The sequence below is a fragment of the Mesorhizobium sp. WSM4807 genome, from assembly GCF_055811615.1.
Genome location: NZ_JBVVQY010000016.1, coordinates 107,065 through 126,475, shown reverse-complemented (window position 1 = coordinate 126,475; position 19,411 = coordinate 107,065). Strand labels below are relative to the sequence as shown.

At 63.7% G+C, this 19,411-nt stretch carries 13 protein-coding genes; 1 reads left to right on the top strand and 12 read right to left on the bottom strand.

What is annotated here, in order from left to right; translation table 11 throughout:
- Nucleotides 1–109: 109 nt before the first annotated feature.
- The 5 genes from AC0L3N_RS21205 to AC0L3N_RS21185 all read right to left on the bottom strand — a co-directional run bounded on the left by AC0L3N_RS21205 (nt 110) and on the right by AC0L3N_RS21185 (nt 9,393).
- Nucleotides 110–1,216: a DNA topoisomerase IB gene (locus AC0L3N_RS21205; protein ID WP_473549367.1), complete on the bottom strand. Its 1,107-nt coding sequence runs from the start codon at nt 1,214–1,216 to the stop codon at nt 110–112.
- Between the two features lie 148 nt (nt 1,217–1,364).
- Nucleotides 1,365–2,249 (bottom strand): transglutaminase family protein, encoded by an 885-nt coding sequence (locus AC0L3N_RS21200; RefSeq protein WP_473549366.1) that lies wholly within the window; start codon nt 2,247–2,249, stop codon nt 1,365–1,367.
- A 23-nt stretch (nt 2,250–2,272) separates the two neighbouring features.
- Complete coding sequence (locus tag AC0L3N_RS21195; protein ID WP_473549365.1) at nt 2,273–4,678, bottom strand: circularly permuted type 2 ATP-grasp protein; 2,406 nt, start codon at nt 4,676–4,678, stop codon at nt 2,273–2,275.
- A 6-nt stretch (nt 4,679–4,684) separates the two neighbouring features.
- Nucleotides 4,685–8,080, bottom strand: a complete 3,396-nt coding sequence (locus tag AC0L3N_RS21190; protein WP_473549364.1) for a transglutaminase family protein — start codon at nt 8,078–8,080, stop codon at nt 4,685–4,687.
- Nucleotides 8,081–8,202: 122 nt separating this feature from the next.
- Nucleotides 8,203–9,393, bottom strand: coding sequence for an acyl-CoA dehydrogenase (locus AC0L3N_RS21185; RefSeq protein ID WP_473549363.1), 1,191 nt, complete (start codon nt 9,391–9,393; stop codon nt 8,203–8,205).
- 188 nt (nt 9,394–9,581) lie between these two features.
- Between AC0L3N_RS21185 and AC0L3N_RS21180 the strand changes: the two genes are divergently transcribed.
- A complete protein-coding gene (locus tag AC0L3N_RS21180) occupies nt 9,582–10,478 on the top strand; it encodes a LysR family transcriptional regulator (protein WP_473549362.1) in 897 nt (298 codons plus the stop codon).
- On the opposite strand, the gene AC0L3N_RS21175 is transcribed toward AC0L3N_RS21180, so the two are convergent.
- The 7 genes from AC0L3N_RS21175 to AC0L3N_RS21145 form a co-directional block, all read right to left on the bottom strand.
- Nucleotides 10,479–12,791 carry a Tex family protein gene (locus AC0L3N_RS21175; protein ID WP_473549361.1) on the bottom strand — a complete coding sequence of 771 codons (2,313 nt, stop codon included), beginning with the start codon at nt 12,789–12,791 and terminating at the stop codon, nt 10,479–10,481.
- 128 nt (nt 12,792–12,919) lie between these two features.
- Nucleotides 12,920–14,098, bottom strand: coding sequence for a serine hydrolase domain-containing protein (locus AC0L3N_RS21170; RefSeq protein ID WP_473549360.1), 1,179 nt, complete (start codon nt 14,096–14,098; stop codon nt 12,920–12,922).
- A 174-nt stretch (nt 14,099–14,272) separates the two neighbouring features.
- Complete coding sequence (locus AC0L3N_RS21165; RefSeq protein ID WP_473549359.1) at nt 14,273–15,469, bottom strand: serine hydrolase domain-containing protein; 1,197 nt, start codon at nt 15,467–15,469, stop codon at nt 14,273–14,275.
- Nucleotides 15,470–15,536: 67 nt separating this feature from the next.
- Nucleotides 15,537–16,571 (bottom strand): ABC transporter substrate-binding protein, encoded by a 1,035-nt coding sequence (locus AC0L3N_RS21160; protein WP_473549358.1) that lies wholly within the window; start codon nt 16,569–16,571, stop codon nt 15,537–15,539.
- A 13-nt stretch (nt 16,572–16,584) separates the two neighbouring features.
- Nucleotides 16,585–17,391: an ABC transporter permease gene (locus tag AC0L3N_RS21155; RefSeq protein ID WP_473549357.1), complete on the bottom strand. Its 807-nt coding sequence runs from the start codon at nt 17,389–17,391 to the stop codon at nt 16,585–16,587.
- Nucleotides 17,384–18,304 (bottom strand): ABC transporter permease, encoded by a 921-nt coding sequence (locus AC0L3N_RS21150; RefSeq protein WP_473549356.1) that lies wholly within the window; start codon nt 18,302–18,304, stop codon nt 17,384–17,386. The genes AC0L3N_RS21155 and AC0L3N_RS21150 overlap by 8 nt, the downstream gene beginning before the upstream one ends.
- Nucleotides 18,304–19,398 (bottom strand): ABC transporter ATP-binding protein, encoded by a 1,095-nt coding sequence (locus AC0L3N_RS21145; protein WP_473549355.1) that lies wholly within the window; start codon nt 19,396–19,398, stop codon nt 18,304–18,306. Before AC0L3N_RS21145 ends, AC0L3N_RS21150 begins: the two co-directional genes overlap by 1 nt.
- Nucleotides 19,399–19,411 lie beyond the last annotated feature (13 nt).

Genomic DNA, 19,411 nt, shown 5'->3' with positions numbered 1-19,411 from the left:
GTCCTTTTCTCTGTCAAAGGACGAAACAGTAGGACCGATCCCGACATAACGTCGATAAAAAAATTACGTCCTGCCAGGACAATGAAGGCCTGTGGCTGCTCTGTTCGGTTCAGCTTTCCTGCGCCTTCAGCCATCTCAGAACGAGGGCTTCTTCGTCATCAAGACCGGGTATCGATCGCTTCCGCTTGTTCACATCCGCCATTTCGCTGAGCAGCCGTCCTTCGGACCAGACTTCGAAAACTTGCGGGTGGATGTAACACCTGCGGCAGATGGCGCGCGTGTTGCCCAGCCGCTCGGCCACCTTGTCGATGACGCCGTTCATCACCCGCTTCTGTTGTGCCTGGCTTTCGGGTCGTTCGGTTTGCGCAAACAGTGACGCAGCATGGATGGTGCCGCCCCAGGTTCGGAAATGCTTGGAGCTGAAATCGTCTCCTGCGTTCTCCCTGATGTAGCGGTTGACATCGTCGGAGCGGATCGGTCGCCTGCTTCCGTCCTCGTCGAGATACTGGAACAGCTTCTGGCCCGGCAGATCCTGCGCCCCGCGCACGATCCTGGCAATCCGGCGATCGACGAGCTTCAGCTTCCATTCCTTGCCGGACTTGCCTTTGAAAGCGAAACGCAGGCTCGAGCCATTGACGTCGACATGGCGGTCGCGCAGCGTGGTCAGCCCAAAGCTGTTGTTGTCGCGAGCGTAGGCGGCGTTGCCGACGCGGATCATCGTGCTGTCGAGCAGCCAGACCACAGCGGCGACAACGCGTTCCAGCGGCAGGCCGTGACGGCGCAGATCGGCATCGATCTGGCGCCGCAACTCAGGCAGGCTTTCTGCGAAGGCAACCAGGCTCGAATATTTGACGCCGTCACGCTCCTCCGCCCACAGCGCATGATACCGATATTGCTTACGCCCACGCTGATCCCGGCCCGTCGCCTGGATGTGACCGTCAGCATCCGGCGAGATCCACACATCCGTCCACGCCGGCGGTATGGCGAGCGCCCTGATGCGGCCCATAGTGTCGTCGTCGACACCCTGCCCGTCAGGTCCTTTGTATGAAAATCCCCTGCCAGTCCTAAAACAGCGGATACCGGGCTCAGCGTCAGTGATGTAGGTGAGTGAGGCTCGATCGGCAGAGGCTTGCGACCCATTTTTCGGCGCCCCGTTCTTTGGTGCAACCTCCCTGGCAGCCGATTGGCCAGACGACGACCCGGATTTGTCCAGCATATCCTCTCCACGGAATTTTTCCCATAGATAAGCGCCGGACCGGCCGCTGGTTCCGCCATGGCTTTCACAAACATGTCAGGCTCACCGCATGAGAACCCGTCTTCCGTCTATGTTCAGCGTTTACAAATCGATGCGGCATCGCCTGCCGTCATGCTTTCTCGAGCACGACCGGAATGACGTCGACCGCTTGCTCGCCGACCTGCCCTCCGGTCGTCTTCAGGATGCCGACGATCGGCGCGACATCCGAGTAGTCGCGGCCGTGGCCGACGGTGATGTGGTCGTTGCTTGCCCGCATGCCGTTGGTCGGATCGAACTCCTGCCATCCGGTGTCGCGCCCGCACCACACCTTCACCCAGGCATGCATGGCGTCGGCCCCTTCCAGCCGCGGTTTTCCGCGCGGCGGAATGGTGCGCAGGAACCCGCTGACATAGCCGGCGGGGACACCCAGGCCGCGCAGGCCGGCGATCATGATATGCGAAAAGTCCTGGCAGACGCCCCGCTTCAGGTCGAAGGCATCGCTTGCCCGGGTCTGCACCGTAGTCGCCTCGCCATCATAGGTGAAATCGCGGTAGATACGGCTGCACAGGTCCATGGCCGTGCTGACAGCGGAGTTGCCGGCACTGCTCCGCGCGTAACCCGTGATATCAGCATCGATGCCGGCATGGTCGCTGGCGGCCAGAAAATGATGCGGTGTATCAGGCGACAGCGACCGCACCGCGTCGAGTTCCTCCCTCAGCCGGCGAATGTCGGGCGACACGTCAAGCCCGGGTTCCGGCCGCGAAACCGCGACGCGCGCGCTCATCCTGATGTCGAGCGCATCGTGAACGTCGCGAAAGGCAATCGACGTGACATTGTTGCCAAAGAAATCAGAAAAATCCGAGCGTTCGCTCGGCGCCGGCACGAAGGACAGCGAAGCGGCGATCACGCGCTGCACGCCCGATATCGTCGGCGGCAGCACACGCACCTGATGGCGGCCGCCGCCGGCTGCAGCATCGTAATCGTAACGCAGATTGAGCCTGATGTCGTAGAGCATGCCCGCCTTATCCGAACCCGTCCCTACCCGAAATAGGCTTTGGCGAGGCTGTTGTAGAGGCCGCCGATCTCGTTGGCGAGATCGGCCAGGGCCTGCGCCGTCATGTCCGACGGCTCCTTGATGGCGATTGCCGTGTTGAGCTGCAGGATCTTTTTCGCCGCCGGCGACATATGCACCTCCCCGCCGACAGCAGGCAACAGCGCGATTTCGGCCTTCAGCCGCTCGAGCTGGAACAGGATGGAGCGCGGGTTGAGCGGATCGAGCACCAGGAGGTCGATCACCGTGCGCCGGCCGGCCTGCACCGGATACTGCCGCCGGTGGGTCATGACGCTGTCGCCGATCTCCAGCATCATGTCGAGCGCGCCGTCCGGCGCCGCAGTCCTGGTCAACCGGGCCAGCGTGCGGGCGATCTGGATGCCGCGTTCCAACCGCCGGCCGATCTCCAGGAAGCGCCAGCCGGTGAAGCGGTACATATTCTCATGCAGCAGGCCGGAAAACCCGGCGAGCTTGCGCAGGATGACCGTCATCGCCCGCGTCGCATCATCGCCCGGCGCCACCGTTGTCGCGAATTGATGAATGGTCTTCGACAGATCCTTCAGCGCCAGCCAGCCATCGGGCGAGAAGCGGTCGCGAATCTGTCCGGCGCTGTAGACGGCGCTGTCCAAGGTGCCGATCAGCCCCGGCGGGATCGCGGTTTCGACGTCTATGCCGAACGGTTCGAGATAGTCTCTGATATCGGCAAGCAGCGGCATATCCGGGTCGGAGGCCTCGGCCAGCCGCACGTGATAGGCGCGCAGGATGCGCACCGTGTCTTCCGATCGCTCGATATAGCGGCCGAGCCATGTCAGGTTTTCCGCCGCGCGGCTAGGCAGGCTGCCCGGTAATGTACGGGTGAAGCTGTCATGCTCTTGCGGCAGCAGCGTCTCGCGCTCCACCGGTCTGTCGCTGACCACCCAAACATCCGCCGCCTGGCCGCCGCGCTGCATGGCGATGGCCGTCGGGTCGAGCGAAAAGCCGACGCGGGCAAAACCGCCGGGCATCACCGTCCAGCCTTCCGGCGTTCGCGCCAGATAGACGCGCAGGGCTGCTGGCCGCGGCTCTAGCCAGCCGCCGACATAGACCGGCGTGGTCGAAAGCGTCACCGCTTCCTGTCCGACAAAGTCGCCGCCGTTCTGTTCGATCAGGGCTATCAGTTCGGCCCGCTCCCCGGCAACCAGCGCCGAGCCAAGCCTCGTGCAATCGTCGTCCTCGAAGGCAAGCCGTGTCGACAGCGCCGGACCGATCACCATGCGGTCGAGATTGGCCAGCACATGGTCGCGTTCCGTGTCCCGCCCGCACCACCACGTCGCGACGCTCGGCAAGAGAAGCTCCTCGTTGCGCAATTCGCGCGAAATCTTCGGCAGGAAGGCGAACATCGCCCGCGTTTCCATCAGCCCGGAGCCGAGCGCGTTGACGGCTGAAACGGCCCCCCGGCGAATCGCCTCGACCAGCCCTGGCGTGCCGATCTGAGAATCCGGCCGCAACTCCAGCGGATCGGCGAAGGCGGCGTCGAGCCGTCGCCAGAGCACGCTGACCGGCATCAACCCTGAAACGGTGCGCACCATAAGCCGGCCGCCGGAGACGGTCAGATCCTCGCCTTCAAGCAGCATGATGCCGAGATAGCGGGCGATATAGGCATGCTCGTAATAGGTTTCGTTGAGCGGCCCCGGCGTCAGGATGGCGACACGGCCGCCTGATACCTTGGCCATGCCGTTCAGCGCGTCGCGAAAGCGACGGAAGAAGCCGGCAAGACGGTGCACATGCATCTCGCCATAGATGTCGGACAGCGCGCGCGTGGTGGCGACGCGGTTTTCCAGCGCAAAGCCGGCACCCGACGGCGCCTGCGTGCGATCACCCAGCACCCACCAGCGGCCGTCCGGTCCACGGCCGAGCTCGAAAGCGCAGAAATGCAGGAAATGGCCGCTGGCCGGTCTGGTGCCGACGACCGGCCGCAAATATTCCGGGCTGGCCGCGATCAGCCCCGCCGGCAGGATGCCATTCTCGACCAGGCGGTTCGGCCCGTAGATATCGGCGATCGTTTCCTCGAACAGCTCGGCCCGCTGAACCAGGCCAGCACTGATCGCGGCCCATTCCTGCTCCTCGATCAGCAGCGGTACATGCGCCAGCGGCCATTCGCGCTCATTGGCGCCAGCCTTGTCGTAGACGCGGTAATAGACGCCGGCGTCGCGCAGATACTGGTCGGCGCGGGCGAAGCGCTGGGCGAGCTTTTCGGGCCCCAGTTCTTCGAGTGCCTCGATGAACTCCTTCCAGACCGGACGGGGATTGCCTGATGCATCGACCATCTCGTCGACGACGCCGTCGATCGGCTGGTAGTGCTCCAACAGGTTGTGCGGCCTGCCGCGTATTTTCTTGTGATTCCCCTTTGCCATGGCTGATCAGAGTCTTGCAGGCCGCCGCAGGTCAAGGGTCATCGGGAAATCCTCAGAGGCTTGTTCGTCGCGCAGCACGTAGCCGGACGGCGTATGGCCGCGCGGCTCGAAGCGGGCGAGCCGTCGCGCCTCCGCTTCGTTGCCGTTGACCGGGAAGGTGTCGTAGCTGCGCCCGCCGGGATGCGCGACATGGTAGATGCAGCCGCCGATGGCCCGGCCCGACCAGCGATCGTAGATGTCGAAGACCAGCGGCGTGTTGACCGGCAGCGCGGGATGCAGCCCCGATGCCGGCTGCCAGGCTTTGAAGCGGACCCCTGCCACCGCGATCTCTCTGGTGTCGGTCACCTTCATCGGCACGATGCGGCCGTTGCAGACGACGGCGTGACGCTCCGGGTTGAGCCCTTCCGTCTTCACCTGCAGCCGCTCGACCGAGGAATCGACGAAGCGCACGGTTCCGCCGATGGCGCCCTGCTCGCCCATGACATGCCACGGCTCCAGCGCCTGCCGCAGTTCCAGCTTGATGCCGGCATGCTGGACCTCGCCGCAGAACGGGAAGCGGAATTCGAGCTGCGCGTCGAACCATTCGGGACGGAATTCAAAGCCGTTCAGCTTGAGGTCGTCCAGCACGTCGAGAAAGTCAGCCCAGACATAGTGCGGCAGCATGAAACGGTCATGCAGCGACGTGCCCCAGCGCACGAAGCGGCCATCGAGCGGGTTCTTCCAGGCGCGGGCGATAATGGCGCGCACCAGCAATTGCTGCGCGAGGCTCATGCGCGCATTGGGCGGCATTTCGAAGCCGCGGAACTCGACCAGCCCCAACCGGCCGGTCGGCCCGTCCGGCGAAAACAGCTTGTCGATGCAGATTTCCGAGCGGTGGGTATTCCCTGTCACGTCGGTCAGAAGATTTCGGAACAGCCGGTCGACCAACCACGGCAGCGGGGCCCGACCCTTGTCCGGATGCGGCACCTGCGCCATGGCGATCTCGAGCTCGTAGAGCGAATCGTGGCGCGCCTCGTCGAACCGCGGCGCCTGGCTGGTCGGGCCGATGAACAGGCCTGAGAACAGATAGGACAGCGACGGACGGCGCTGCCATTGCAGCACCAGGCTCTTCAGCAAGTCGGGGCGGCGCAGGAACGGACTGTCGTTAGGCGTCGCGCCGCCGACGACGACATGGTTGCCGCCACCGGTGCCGGTATGGCGGCCGTCGATCATGAACTTGTCGGCGCCGAGCCGCGTCTGCCGCGCCTCCTCGTAGATCGCTGCGGTCGTCGCCACGCAGTCCTGCCAGTTGGCAGCCGGATGGATGTTCACTTCGATGACGCCGGGATCCGGAGCCACGCGGATGACGTTGAGACGCGGATCATGCGGCGGGCCGTAGCCCTCGATATGCACCGGCAGGCCGATAGCCTTTGCCGCGTTCTCGGCCGCCGCGACCAGTTCGAGATAGTCTTCCAGCGCCTCGACCGGCGGCATGAACACACAAAGCCGTCCATCGCGCGGCTCGACCGACAGCGCGGTGCGCACCGCGCCGCCGATCTCGGTGATCTCCTGTTCGACACGGTCCTGCTGGCCGGTCGCGGCGGTGAAGGACGCCGCCTGCTGGCGGCGCGCCATTTCGTCGGCGCCTTCCAATTCGGCTGCAGTGGCCCCGGGCAAAGGAGCGGCTTCAGGCACAATAGCCTCGCGCGCCGGCAATGGCCCGCGCGGCAGGGAAGGATCGACCGGCACGATGTAGGGGAACTGCGCCGGCGGCACATAGGGAAGCGTGCCCAGCGGCAGTCGGTAGCCGACCGGTGAATCGCCCGGCACCAGAAACAGCCTGCCGCGCCGCGTCTTCCATCTCTCCGAACGCCAGCGCGGTCCCGACGCCTGGCTGTTCCAGCGCTGGACAGGCAGTACATAGCCCGACGGCTTGGTCAGGCCGCGCTCGAACACCCGCGCCATGCGGCTGCGCTCCTCGGGGTCCTCCAGCTTCGAATTGGACGGATCGACATTGTCGGGCAGCTTGCCTTCCTTGAGCAGCCACTCGGCCGGGTCCTCATAGGCTTCGCTGACCATGGTCTTGTCGATGCCGAGTTCAGCGGCAATCGCCGTCAGCAGGCCTTCAGCCTGCTTCGGCCCGACATCTGCTTCGCCTGCTTCATCTGCTTCGCTGTTTTCCCGTGCGATCAGCGACGGGTCGCTCCACACCGGCTCGCCGTCGGCGCGCCAGTACAGCGAGAAGGTCCAGCGCGGCAGGCTTTCGCCCGGATACCACTTGCCCTGCCCGTAGTGCAGGAAGCCGCCGGGCGCGAAACGCTCACGCAGCCGGCGGATCAGCGCATCGGCCTTTTCGCGTTTTGTCGGGCCGACCGCGGCGGTGTTCCACTCCTCCGCCTCGAAATCGTCGATCGACACGAAGGTCGGCTCGCCACCCATGGTCAGCCGCACGTCCCCTGCATCGAGCGCGGCGTCAACCTGGTTGCCCAGCGCGTCAAGCGCCTGCCAGCTTTCGTCGGAGAATGGCTTGGTGATGCGTGGATGCTCGGCGATGCGATCGACCCGCATGTCGAAGCCGAACTCGACATTGGCGAAGCTCGCCATGCCGGAAATAGGCGCGGCGTTGCGGAAATGCGGCGTTGCGGCGAGAGGCACATGGCTTTCGCCGGTGAGCAAGCCGGAGGTTGGGTCGAAGCCGATCCAGCCGGCCCCCGGCAGGTAAACCTCGCACCAGGCATGGAGATCGGTGAAGTCGACGGCAGTGCCGGGCGGTCCGTCAAGCGCGACGAGGTCGGGCTTCAGCTGGATCAGGTAGCCGGAAACGAAGCGCGCGGCGATGCCGAGGTTCCTCAGGATCTGCACCAGCAGCCAGCTCGTATCGCGGCATGAGCCTTTCTTGGCGGCCAGCGTTTCCTCCGGCGAAAAGACGCCGGTTTCCATGCGCACGATATAGGCGATCTCGCGCTGCAGGCGCGCATTGAGGTCGACAACGAAATTGACCGTGTTGGTTGTGTGGCGATCGATGGTTTGCAGGAACGCCGACAGCAGCGGTCCGGCCGGTTCCGGCGTCCGGTAGATGGCGAGATCGGCGCTGATCTCTTCCGGGTACTCGAACGGAAAGATTTCGGCCGACGGCTCGACGAAGAAATCGAACGGATTGTAGACCGTCATATCGGCGACGAGGTCGACCTCGATCTTCAGCTCCGTCACCGGTTCCGGAAACACGAAGCGGGCGAGGAAGTTGCCGTAGGGATCCTGCTGCAGATTGACGAAGTGGTTCGCCGGCTCGACCTTCAGCGAATGGCTGAGCACCTTGGTGCGGGAATGCGGCGCCGGCTGCAGCCTGATGACCTGGGGACCAAGCACCACCGGCCGGTCATATTTGTAATGGGTCAGGTGATAGACGGCTGCCAGAATTGCCATGTGGCCTCGAAAGTCGGCGTTTCAAACGAATTCGCCGAACCCTGACACAAATGCTGGCCATTCTCCAAGCAGAGATGTTGCGCTGCACCTAATTTAAGCAGCGTTGCCGGCCTAGGGGTCGCTTAGAAAAACGCCTGCAATCCCGTCTGCGCCCTCCCGAGGATCAACGCATGCACGTCATGCGTGCCCTCATAAGTGTTGACCGTCTCCAGGTTCTGCGCGTGGCGCATGACATGATAGCCGATCTGGATGCCGTTACCGCCATGCATGTCACGGGCCTGGCGGGCAATGTCGAGCGCCTTGCCGCAATTGTTGCGCTTGACGATCGAGATCATCTCCGGCGCCATCTTGCCCTCATCCATCAGCCGCCCGACCCGCAAGCTGCCCTGCAACCCAAGCGCGATCTCGGTCTGCATGTCGGCGAGCTTCTTCTGGAACAGCTGCGTGCCGGCCAGCGGCTTTCCGAACTGCTTGCGGTCGAGGCCATATTGGCGGGCCCGGTGCCAGCAATCCTCCGCCGCGCCCATTGCCCCCCAGGAAATGCCGTAGCGCGCCCGGTTGAGGCAGCCGAAAGGCCCCCTCAAGCCCGACACATTCGGCAGCAGCGCGTCCTCGCCGACCTCGACGCCTTCCATCACCACTTCGCCGGTGATCGACGCGCGAAGACTGAGTTTTCCGCCGATCTTCGGCGCCGACAGGCCTTTCATGCCTTTTTCCAGCACGAAGCCGCGAATCTCGTTGTCATGCGCGGCCGATTTCGCCCAGACGACAAACACGTCGGCGATCGGCGCATTGGAAATCCACATTTTCGAGCCGGAGATCTTGTAGCCGTTCGCGGTCTTTTCGGCCCGCGTCTTCATGCCGCCGGGGTCGGAACCGGCATCCGGCTCGGTCAGGCCGAAGCAGCCGATCCATTCGCCTGACGCCAGCTTCGGCAGGTATTTTTTGCGCTGCGCGTCCGAGCCATAGGCATGGATCGGATACATCACCAGCGACGACTGCACGCTCATCATCGAGCGATAGCCCGAGTCGATGCGCTCGACTTCCCGCGCCACCAGCCCATAGGTGACGTAGTTGGCGCCGAGCCCGCCATATTCTTCCGGGATGGTGAGGCCAAGCAGACCCGCCTCGCCCATCTCGCGAAAGATCCCAGCATCGGTCTTTTCCTCGAGATAGGCTTCCTCGATTCTGGGGGCGAGCTTGTCGGCGGCGAATGCCGCTGCACCGTCGCGCACCATCCGTTCGTCTTCCGAAAGCTGGTCCTCGATCAGGAAAGGATCATCCCAGACGAATGCATTCTTGTCGGCGGCCATAGCCTCGGTCTCCCAAACTCTTGCATGTCGCCCAAAAGCCTGCACTCGGGCCTGACCCGAGGGCGTTCGGCGGATTTGAGATAATGACATGCATAAACAAAAATCATGAAGTGCGCGGCTTATCGGCTTCCAGCTCGAAAAAATCAAACGAAATTGCTTCGGCGATCAATGAGCGATAGTAATGGATCATGAACGTGCAGCGCCGCCTCTTGCCCGGTATCAGCGCCCTTGCCGCCTTCGAGGCGGTGGCCCGGTTGGGCAGCTTCACCGCCGCCGCGCAGGAGCTCGATCTGACCCAGGGCGCCGTCAGCCGGCAGATCAAGCTTCTGGAGGCCCAGTTCGGCCGCCGGCTGTTCGATCGCGACAGCCGCAATGTCAGACTGTCCGTGGCAGGTGAGATCTATGCCGAAGCGGTGCGCGCCGCCCTTGGGCAGCTGCGCGATGCAGCCCTGGGATTGATGAGCAATCGGCATAGTGGCATCTTGAACCTTGCCATCCTGCCGACCTTCGGCACGCGCTGGCTGATGCCGCTCATCCCGGATTTCGTCGAAAACAACCCCGACATCACAATCAATTTCGTCACTCGCATCGGCCGCTTCGACTTCGCCCGCGAGAGGCTCGACGCCGCTATCCATTTCGGCCTGCCCGACTGGCCGGACGCCGACTCGACGCTGCTGGTGCGCGAGACGGTGGTGCCTGTCGTGTCGCCCGAATTTCTGGCCGGCCGCGCCATTGCCACGCCTGCCGATATCGGCCGTCTGCCGCTGCTGCACATGGCGACGCGGCCCGGCGCATGGATCGAGTGGTTCGAGCATCAGGGTTTGAGCGCACCGACCGGACCGGGCATGCAGTTCGAGCAATTCGGCACCGCCGCCCAAGCCTGCATGGCCGGGCTCGGCGTGGCGCTGCTGCCGCAGGTGCTCATCTCAGGCGAATTGCAGCGCGGACAGCTTGTGCCGGCTCCGGGCCGGCCGATGCAAAGCCGCAGCGCCTATTACCTCGTCGTGCCGCACGACAAACGCGGCAATCCGCCGGTCGCCAGTTTTCGCGACTGGCTGCTGGGCCATGTGCCGCCGGAGAAATAGCTACTTACGCTTCAACGCATCGGCCAACGCGGCGCCGAATGCGCCCTGCCCTGCCGGCCGCTCCGGCTGGCGCTGCGGCGCCGGCGCGCGCGGCACCGGTCTGTTGCCATTGTCGCGCGGCTTCGGTGTACCGCCGTCACCATCCCTACGCATCGAAAGGCCGATGCGCTTGCGCTTGATGTCGACCTCGATGACGCGCACCTTGACCACGTCGCCGGCTTTCACCACCTCATGCGCGTCCTTGACGAAACGGTCGGCCAGTTGCGACACGTGCACAAGTCCATCCTGGTGCACGCCGATATCGACGAAGGCGCCGAACGCGGCGACATTGGTGACGGTGCCTTCCAGCAGCATCCCCGCTTTCAAATCCTTGATGTCTTCGACGCCGTCGGCAAAGGTCGCGGTCTTGAATCCGGGGCGCGGGTCGCGGCCGGGCTTTTCCAGTTCCGCCAGGATATCGCGCACCGTCGGCAGGCCGAATCGCTCGTCGACGAAGACGCGCGGATCAAGCGCCTTGAGAGCGGCACTGTCGCCCATCAGCGAGCGGAGGTCACGTCCGCAGGCCGAAACAATCTTTTTCGCCACGCCATAGGCTTCCGGATGCACGGCCGAGGCATCGAGCGGTTCGGTGCCGTTGGGAATGCGCAGGAAGCCGGCGCATTGCTCGAACGCGCGGGGTCCAAGGCGAGAGACCTTCAACAGGTCACGGCGGCTGGCGAAGGGGCCCGCCGCGTCACGGTGCGCAATGATCGCCTCGGCCAGCGATGCGCCAAGACCCGAAACCCGCGCCAGAAGCGGCGCCGAGGCGGTGTTGAGGTCGACGCCGACGGCATTGACCGCGTCCTCGACCACCGCTTCCAGCGAGCGGCCGAGCCGATACTGGTCGACGTCATGCTGATACTGGCCGACGCCAATCGACTTCGGCTCGATCTTGACCAGTTCGGCGAGCGGATCCTGCAGCCGCCGCGCGATCGACACCGCGCCGCGCAGCGACACGTCGAGGCCGGGAAATTCCGCCGCTGCCGTTGCCGAGGCGGAATAGACCGAAGCACCCGCCTCGCTGACGATCACCTTGAGCGGCTTCGGCCCAGAATCCGACGGCATGTCCGACAGCATGTCGGTCACCAGCCTTTCCGTCTCGCGGCTGCCGGTGCCGTTGCCGATGGAAATCAACTCGACCTTGTGCAGGCGGATGAGCTTTGCGAGTTCGGCTTGCGTGCCGCGCACATCGTTCCTCGGCGGAAACGGATAGACCGTCGTCGTCGCCAGCAGCTTGCCGGTGCCGTCCACAACCGCCACCTTGACGCCGGTGCGGATGCCGGGGTCGAGCCCCATCGTGGCGCGCGAGCCGGCCGGGGCAGCGAGCAGCAAATCCTTCAGATTGCGGGCGAAGACATGGATCGCCTCTTCTTCGGCTCGCTCGCGCAGATCGCGCATCAGATCGAGTGTCAGATGCAGCGACAGCTTTATGCGCCAGGTCCAGCCCGCCACCTCCATCAGCCAGCGATCGCCCGGCACCTGGCGGCCGATGGCGTAGGCGTCGGCAATCATCCGTTCGACCGGCTTCACCGGAGACGCGTCGTCGGCATCGACCTCGATGTCGAGCGACAGCACCTCTTCGTTGCGGCCGCGCAGCATCGCCAGCGCGCGATGGCTGGGCACATTGGCCCAGCGCTCGACATGGTCGAAATAGTCGGAAAACTTCGCGCCGGCTTCCTGCTTGCCCTCGACGACGCGTGACCGCATGAAGGCGCGTTCCTTCATGTAGCTCCGCAGTCTGCCGACCAGATCGGCATTCTCGGCGAACTGCTCGGACAGGATGTCGCGCGCGCCCTCGAGCGCCGCCTTGGCATCGGCCACCTCTTCGCTGATGTAGGCCAGCGCCAGTTCGGCGGGCACCGCCGCGCGGTCGGCGAGGATAGCCTCGGCCAGCGGTCCCAAGCCACGCTCTCGCGCGATCTCGGCCTTAGTCCGGCGCTTCGGCTTGTAGGGCAAATAGATGTCTTTGAGTTCCGCCTTGGTGGCGGCGCCCGCGATCTTGGTTTCAAGCTCTTCGGTCAGCTTGCCCTGCTCGCGGATCGAACCGAGAATGGTGCCGCGGCGCGCGTCGAGCTCGCGCAGATAGGCGAGCCGCTCGGCAAGCAGGCGCAGCTGCGTGTCGTCCAGGCCGCCGGTGACTTCCTTGCGGTAGCGCGCCACGAACGGCACCGTCGCACCTTCGTCCAGCAGCCCGATCGCCGCCGCGGCCTGTTCGGGCCGGGCAGCGATCTCGGCTGCGATGATTGCTGCGATGAGCTTGATGTCGGATGCCATGTCGTTCCTGCTGTCCTGTCGAAAAGAGCGGCGACCATAAGCTCGGAGCGTCGCCCCGCCAACCGCGGCGTCTTCAACCGCCCAATAGCTCCACAGGAAAGCTGCCATCGCGGTCGGCCTGGATCGGCTCAGACCATCCGGGTCAATGCCTCGAAGAAAGCAATCATGTCGAGATCGAGCGGCTCGTCGACCGGCCCCGGCTGCGACGACATCTTGGCGATGACGACCTCCGCCTTGGGATCGACGTAGAGCCACTGGCCGTGGATGCCGATGCCGCAGAAGGCGCCGCTTGCCGCGCCGGTCTGGTACCATTTGTTGCGGTAGCGGCCTTGTGGAAAAAGGAACGCCATCGCGCCACGCTGCCAGGCCTCGCTGTCTCCGCCTGTGCTGACAGTGTCGCGCACCCAGGCTTCCGGCACGATGCGGCGGCCATTGGCCGCGCCGCCCTGCCGCATCATCTCACCGACCCGCGCCAGGTCGCGCGGCGTCACCGAAATGCCGCCGGCCGTGCGCGCAGTGCCGGCCATGTCGACTGTCACCGTGGCTTCGCTCATTGCACCAAGCGGCAGCCACAATTTCTCGCGCATCAGTTCGGCGAAGCGCTGGCCGGACGCTCGTTCGAGCAGGATGCCGAGCAGGTCGGAATTGGGCGAGCGGTAGCGGAACGTCCGGCCATGCGGCTCGGCAAGGCGCTGCAGCGTCAGGATGAAGTCGGTCAGGCTTTCCGTGCCGCCCGGATTCCACAGCGTCGCGCGACGATAGCGGGCAAAGGCGCTCTCCGGATCGAGATAGGCTTCTTCGAAGTCAAGACTGACGGTCATGTCGAGCACATGCCGCACACTGGCATCGCCATAGGCCGAGTCGGCAGCTTCCGGCAGATAGCGGGTCACCGGAGCCTGTGGATCAAAAATCCCCTCGCCTTCCAATATGCCGGCCAGAATGGCGGTCAGCGACTTGCTGATCGAGAAGATGATGTGGCGGGCGCCGAACTCCATATGCGGTGCAAACCAGTCGCCGACGATATTGCCGGCTTTCATGATCGTCAGCGCGTCGGCATCGGAACGCGTGAGAAAGGCCGCAACGGTCTCCGGGCCGCCGGCCAGAGCGACCTTTTCGTCAAGCAGCCCACCGAAATCCTGAACCGGTATTTCGGCATTGCCCGGCACAGCTGCGACGCGTGCGCTCGGCACCAACTCGCCGACATTCTGGAACGACCACCGGCTGAACGGGCTTTCGCGCCAGTTGCCGAGCAGCACTTGATTGCGGGCAAAGCCATATCTGGTTTCGAACGCGGTCTTGCCGGTCATGGTGTTTCCTCTCGATTTTTTTAGGAAGTTAGAGACTGTTTCGAAATTCGCTCTGGCGAGTCATATGGTGGTGGTTTCGAGAACCGGCGCGCAGCGGACATTTGGGTCCGTGAGCACCGGAAGCGCAGAAAACGCCATCAGATGGCCGCCAGAGTAGAGTTTCCAAACGGTCTCTTAGGCCAGCGCGGCAGCGATCGCGTGGACGGCTTTCATCGTCGCCACCGAATAGGCGATGTTGGTGAAATCCGGGTAGCTCGAAAGCTTCACCACGACCATTCTCGTGTTCCAGTCGATATGGATCAGCTGCCCGAACACGCCCCGGCACATCAGCGCGCGTGAGCGCGGATCCTCGATCCAGAACTGGTTGCGGTAGCTGCCTTCCGGCAGGCTGGGATTGAAGTCGGGGCCATGCCTGCCGGTGCGCGTTGCCTCGATCCAGTCGGCCGGCACGACGCCGCCGCCATTGTCGAGGATCAGCTGGCCTAAGCGGCCATAGTCGCGCAGCGTGGCGTTGAAACCGCCATCGGCGATGGCGTAGCCGGCGCTGTCGACGGTGAAACAAGCACTTTCATCCGCCCCAAGCTTTTGCCAAAGTTCCTCCGAAACCAGCTGCGCCAGCCGCTTGCCGGTTACCCGTTCCAGGATGAAGGCGAGCACGTCGGTCTCGATCGAACGGTATTCGAACGCAGCGCCATGCGGCCGGCTTGTCTCCGTGAGCCGCAGGATCAATTCGAACATATGCGACGGCCACTCGAAGGCCGGATCGCTGGCCGGCGGCACCGGTTTCCAGCCGCTGGCGACATCGACCTGGCCGATGTCGGAATAGCGGTCGGTGTATTCCTCGGAAAAGCGCACGCCGGTCGTCATGTCGAGCACATGCTGCACGCTGGCGCCCGCCCAACCGGTAGCTTCCAGCTCCGGCAGATAGGTCGTCACCGGCATGGCGGGATCGATCAGACCGCGCCCGGCCAGTATGCCGAATACCGAGCCCGTGACCGATTTCGCCATCGACTGCGACAAATGCAGCGTGCGGTCGGTCATGCCGTTGAAATAGCGCTCATAGGCGATCTTGCCGTCCTTGAGCACCAGAAACCCGTCCGCATAGGTTTCGTCCAGCAGCCCGGCCAGCGTCGTCGGCTGACCCGTGCTGTCGCTCACCGGCAGCGCGTCGAGATCGACCTCGGTCCGCTCGAACCGGCGGCGATGGCCGTTGCCGCGCCAGACTTCGACGGTCGGCAGAATTTCGCGGATATGCTGGAACGCCCAGCGATTCCAGGGTCCCCGGTCCCAGTCGAGCTTCGGCGTCACCATCCTGGGCGGCGAGCCCCGCATGATCGGCGGCGCCGGTTCACTGTTGCGATAGGAGGTCATGAGATGCGTCCCGGCAATATGAAAACGGACCCGGCGGCGCGCGCCGCCGGGTCCGTCAACGATGCGATCACTTCTGCAGTTCGGTCCAGATCCTGGTGTAGAGTGCCTGCACGTCGGGCGCGCAGGTCAGCATGAACGTGCCCTTGCTGGCGAACTCGGCGGGGATGTTGACCTCCGGCGCCGTTTTCATGTCCTTAGGCATGAAGGCCTCCGATCCCTTGATGCCGTTGGCGTAGCGCGCGAAAGACGAGATCATCGCGGCGTTTTCGGGGTCCATGACGAAGTTCTGGAACAGCTTGGCGTTTTCAACGTTCTTGGCGTCCTTCAGCACCGCAAGATTGTCCATAAAGATTGGATAGCCCTCCTTCGGATAGCCATAGACGATATCCTTGTTCTGCAGGCGGGAGCGGAACGACGCGCCGTTCCAGTCGACGCTGGCGGCAAAGTCGCCCTTGGCGAACTTCTCGACCGTGCCGTAGTCCATGGAGATCCATTTCGGCTTGGCCGCCACCAGCACATCGCGCACCTTCTTCAGCACCTCCTTGTCGCCGGTGCACGGCTCGCCGCCGACATATCTGATGGCGAGATGCATGACGTCGGCCATTTCGGGAACGACGTTGATCTTGCCGACCAGTTCCGGCGGCGGATCCAAGAAGATGGCCGAGGTGTTGGGATCGCCCTTGTAGACCGAGGTGTTGACCGTGACGCCGGTCGTGCCCCACTGCCACGGCACGGTGTATTTGCGGCCCGGATCGAAGGGAACATCGACCCATTTCGGATCCATGTTCTTGAAGTTCTCCATCTTGTTCGGCTCTGTCTCCAGGAGCAGCCCTTCCTGGATCCAGATCGGCACGAAGCTCGCCGAGGGCACCACGACATCGAAGCCGCTGCCGCCCTGCCTGATCTTGGCCAGCGCCGTGTCGTTGGAATCGTAGTCGGTGACTGTCACCTTGACCTTGTATGTCTCCTCGAATTTCTTGACGAGCTCGGGGCTGGTGTAGTTGCCCCAATTGTAGATGTTGAGTTCGCCGTCGGCGCGGGCGAGACCCACCGAGGCGAACAGCGCGGCGCTGAGTGCCGTCGCAGTCAGTTTCCACTTCATCGTATCTCTCCTGTCACTCGTGATCCTTTTTCCTGCTGATGAAAAAGAAGACGGTGACGATCAATATCGAGATCAGCAGGAACACCGTCGAAATTGCGTTGATTTCCGGCGTGATAAAGCGCCGGAACTGGCCGAGCATGTAGGTCGGCAACGTGTCCTGGCCGCCGGACTTGACGAACTCGGTGATGACGACGTCGTCCAGCGAGATGACGAAGGCCAGCATCAGCCCGGCAAGGATGCCTGGCCACAGCAGCGGAAAGGTGACGCGCCGGAAAGCGTTCCAGGGTGTCGCGTAGAGGTCGGCCGCCGCGGTCTCCAACGACAGATCCATGTTTTCGAGCCGCGCCCGGATCGGCAGATAGGCAAAGGGAATACAAAAGGCGGTGTGCGCCGCCATCAGGTAGCCCAGCCCCGAATAGCCGGTCCAGATCTTGATGCGCGAGAAGAAGATTAGCAGCGCCACCGCGGTGACGATCTCCGGCACCATCAGCGGCTGGTTGATGAAGGCATATTTGAAGCCGAGGCCGGGATAGGGTTTGGTTCGGGTCGTGGCGAGTGCAGCCATGGTGGCGACGATGGTGGCAACAGTCGCGGCAACCAAAGCGATCTGCAGCGACCGGATGGCGGCATCGACGACCTGATCGTTGTTCCAGGCCTGGTAGAACCAGCGCAGCGACACGCCTTCCCAGATCGCGATCGAATTGCCGGCGTTGAAGGCATAGACGACAAGCGTGACGATCGGCAGGTACAGCGCGACGAAGCAGATCATTGCGATGGTCGTGAAGCCGGTCTGCCGGCGGATGTCGAAGCGGCTAGCCATGCGCGCCACCCCGGCGCCCGACGGAGCGGACATATAGGAGCAGCGCGACCATCACGATCGCCATCAGCGACAGCGACAGCGCCGAGCCGAGCGGCCAGTTACGGCCTTGCCCGAACTGCAGCTCGATCACATTGCCGAGCATCATATTCTTCGACCCGCCGAGCACGCGCGGGGTGACATAGGCGCCCAGCGCCGGGATGAAGACCAGGATCGAGCCGGCGACGATGCCGGGCTTGACCAGCGGGATGATGACCCGCCTCAGCACCTGGAACCGGTTGGCGTAGAGGTCGTAACCCGCCTCGACCAGCCGGAAGTCGATCTTTTCCATACTGGCATAGAGCGGCAGCACCATCAGCGGCAGATAGACATAGGTCATGCCGACCATCAGCGCGAAATCGGTGAACATCATCTGGATCGGCTGGCTGATGATGCCGAGCTTGATCAGCGCCGTGTTGACGAGGCCCTCGTTGCGGATCACCTCCTGGATGGCGAAGGTGCGGATCAAGAGATTGGTCCAGAACGGGATGGTGATCAGGAACAACCAGATATCGCGCTGGCGCGCCGGCCGTGTGGCGATGAAATAGGCGGTCGGGAAGCCAAACAGCAGCGTCAGGATCGTTGTCAAAAACGACAGCTTGGCCGAGCGCCAGAAGATCGACAGATGCGCGTCGGCGAAGGCCAGCGTATCGTCGAAGATGTCACGCTGCATCAGCACCGACAGCCAACCGTCGGTTGAGAATTTCCACACCACGTCGCCATACGGCCCAGGCGTCAGGAAGGAATAGATCACGACGATCAGCAGCGGGCCGGACGCCGCGAGAAAGATGATGATCAGTGCCGGCGCCGACAGCAGCCAGCGATCGCGGATTTCACGGCGTTCGGCGTCCTCGGCGCCTTGTTCCGCGCTCGCCATCAATCCCTCAGCACTTGCGCGGCGTCGTTGCCGATCGAAATGCCGACCTTGTCGCCCCGCTCGAAACCGCAGCCGGCGCTGCGCGTGTTCTGCTGGCGCACGGTGAAGGCTTCGCTGCTGTCCAGGCGAACATGTATATGCGTGTCGGTGCCGAAATAGACGATGTTTTCGACCGTGCCTGACAGGTCGCCCTTACCGCTGGTCAGCTTGGCATGTTCCGGCCTGACCACCACGGTGGCATTGTCCTTCGGCTGAAAGCCCTCAGCCACGGTCGCGTCGATCGTCGCGCCGGATTTGAGCGTTGCGCGTGCCTTGCCGTTGCCCATTCCGGTGATCGCCGCGGTGAGGAAATTGGTTTCGCCGATGAAGTCGGCGACGAAGCGCTCCGCTGGCTTGTCATAGATATCCCAAGGCGTTCCGACCTGCAGGATCTTGCCCGATGACATCACCGCGATGCGGTCCGACATGGTCAGCGCTTCTTCCTGGTCGTGGGTGACGAAGATGAAGGTGATGCCGGTCTCGTGCTGCAGCCGCTTCAGCTCGATCTGCATCTCCTTGCGCAGCTTGAAGTCGAGCGCCGACAGCGGCTCGTCGAGCAGCAGCACTTTTGGCTGCGGCGCCAGAGCACGCGCCAGCGCCACGCGCTGTTGCTGGCCGCCGGAAATCTGGCTGGTGCGGCGGTTGCTGAGCGCCTCCATCTTGACCAGCTTCAGCATCTCGGCGACCCGCGCCTTCACTTCGGTCTCGGGCTTGCCGAGCATTTCGAGGCCGAAGCCGATGTTCTCGGCCACCGTCATATGCGGGAACAGCGCATAGTTCTGGAACACGGTATTGACCGGCCGCCTGAACGGCGGCAGCGGCGCGATGTCCTGGCCATGCAGCAGGATCTCGCCGGCGCTCGGGAAATCGAAGCCGGCGATCAGCCGCAAAAGCGTCGTCTTCCCGCAGCCGGACGGACCAAGCAGCGTGAAGAACTCATTTTCGCGGATCGACACCGAAACCGTGTCGAGGGCGGCGACCTGTGACTCCCCGGTACCGAATACCTTGCGGACGCCACGAACTTCAATTGCACTTTTACCCGGTTGTTCCGGCACGATTACCCCATTC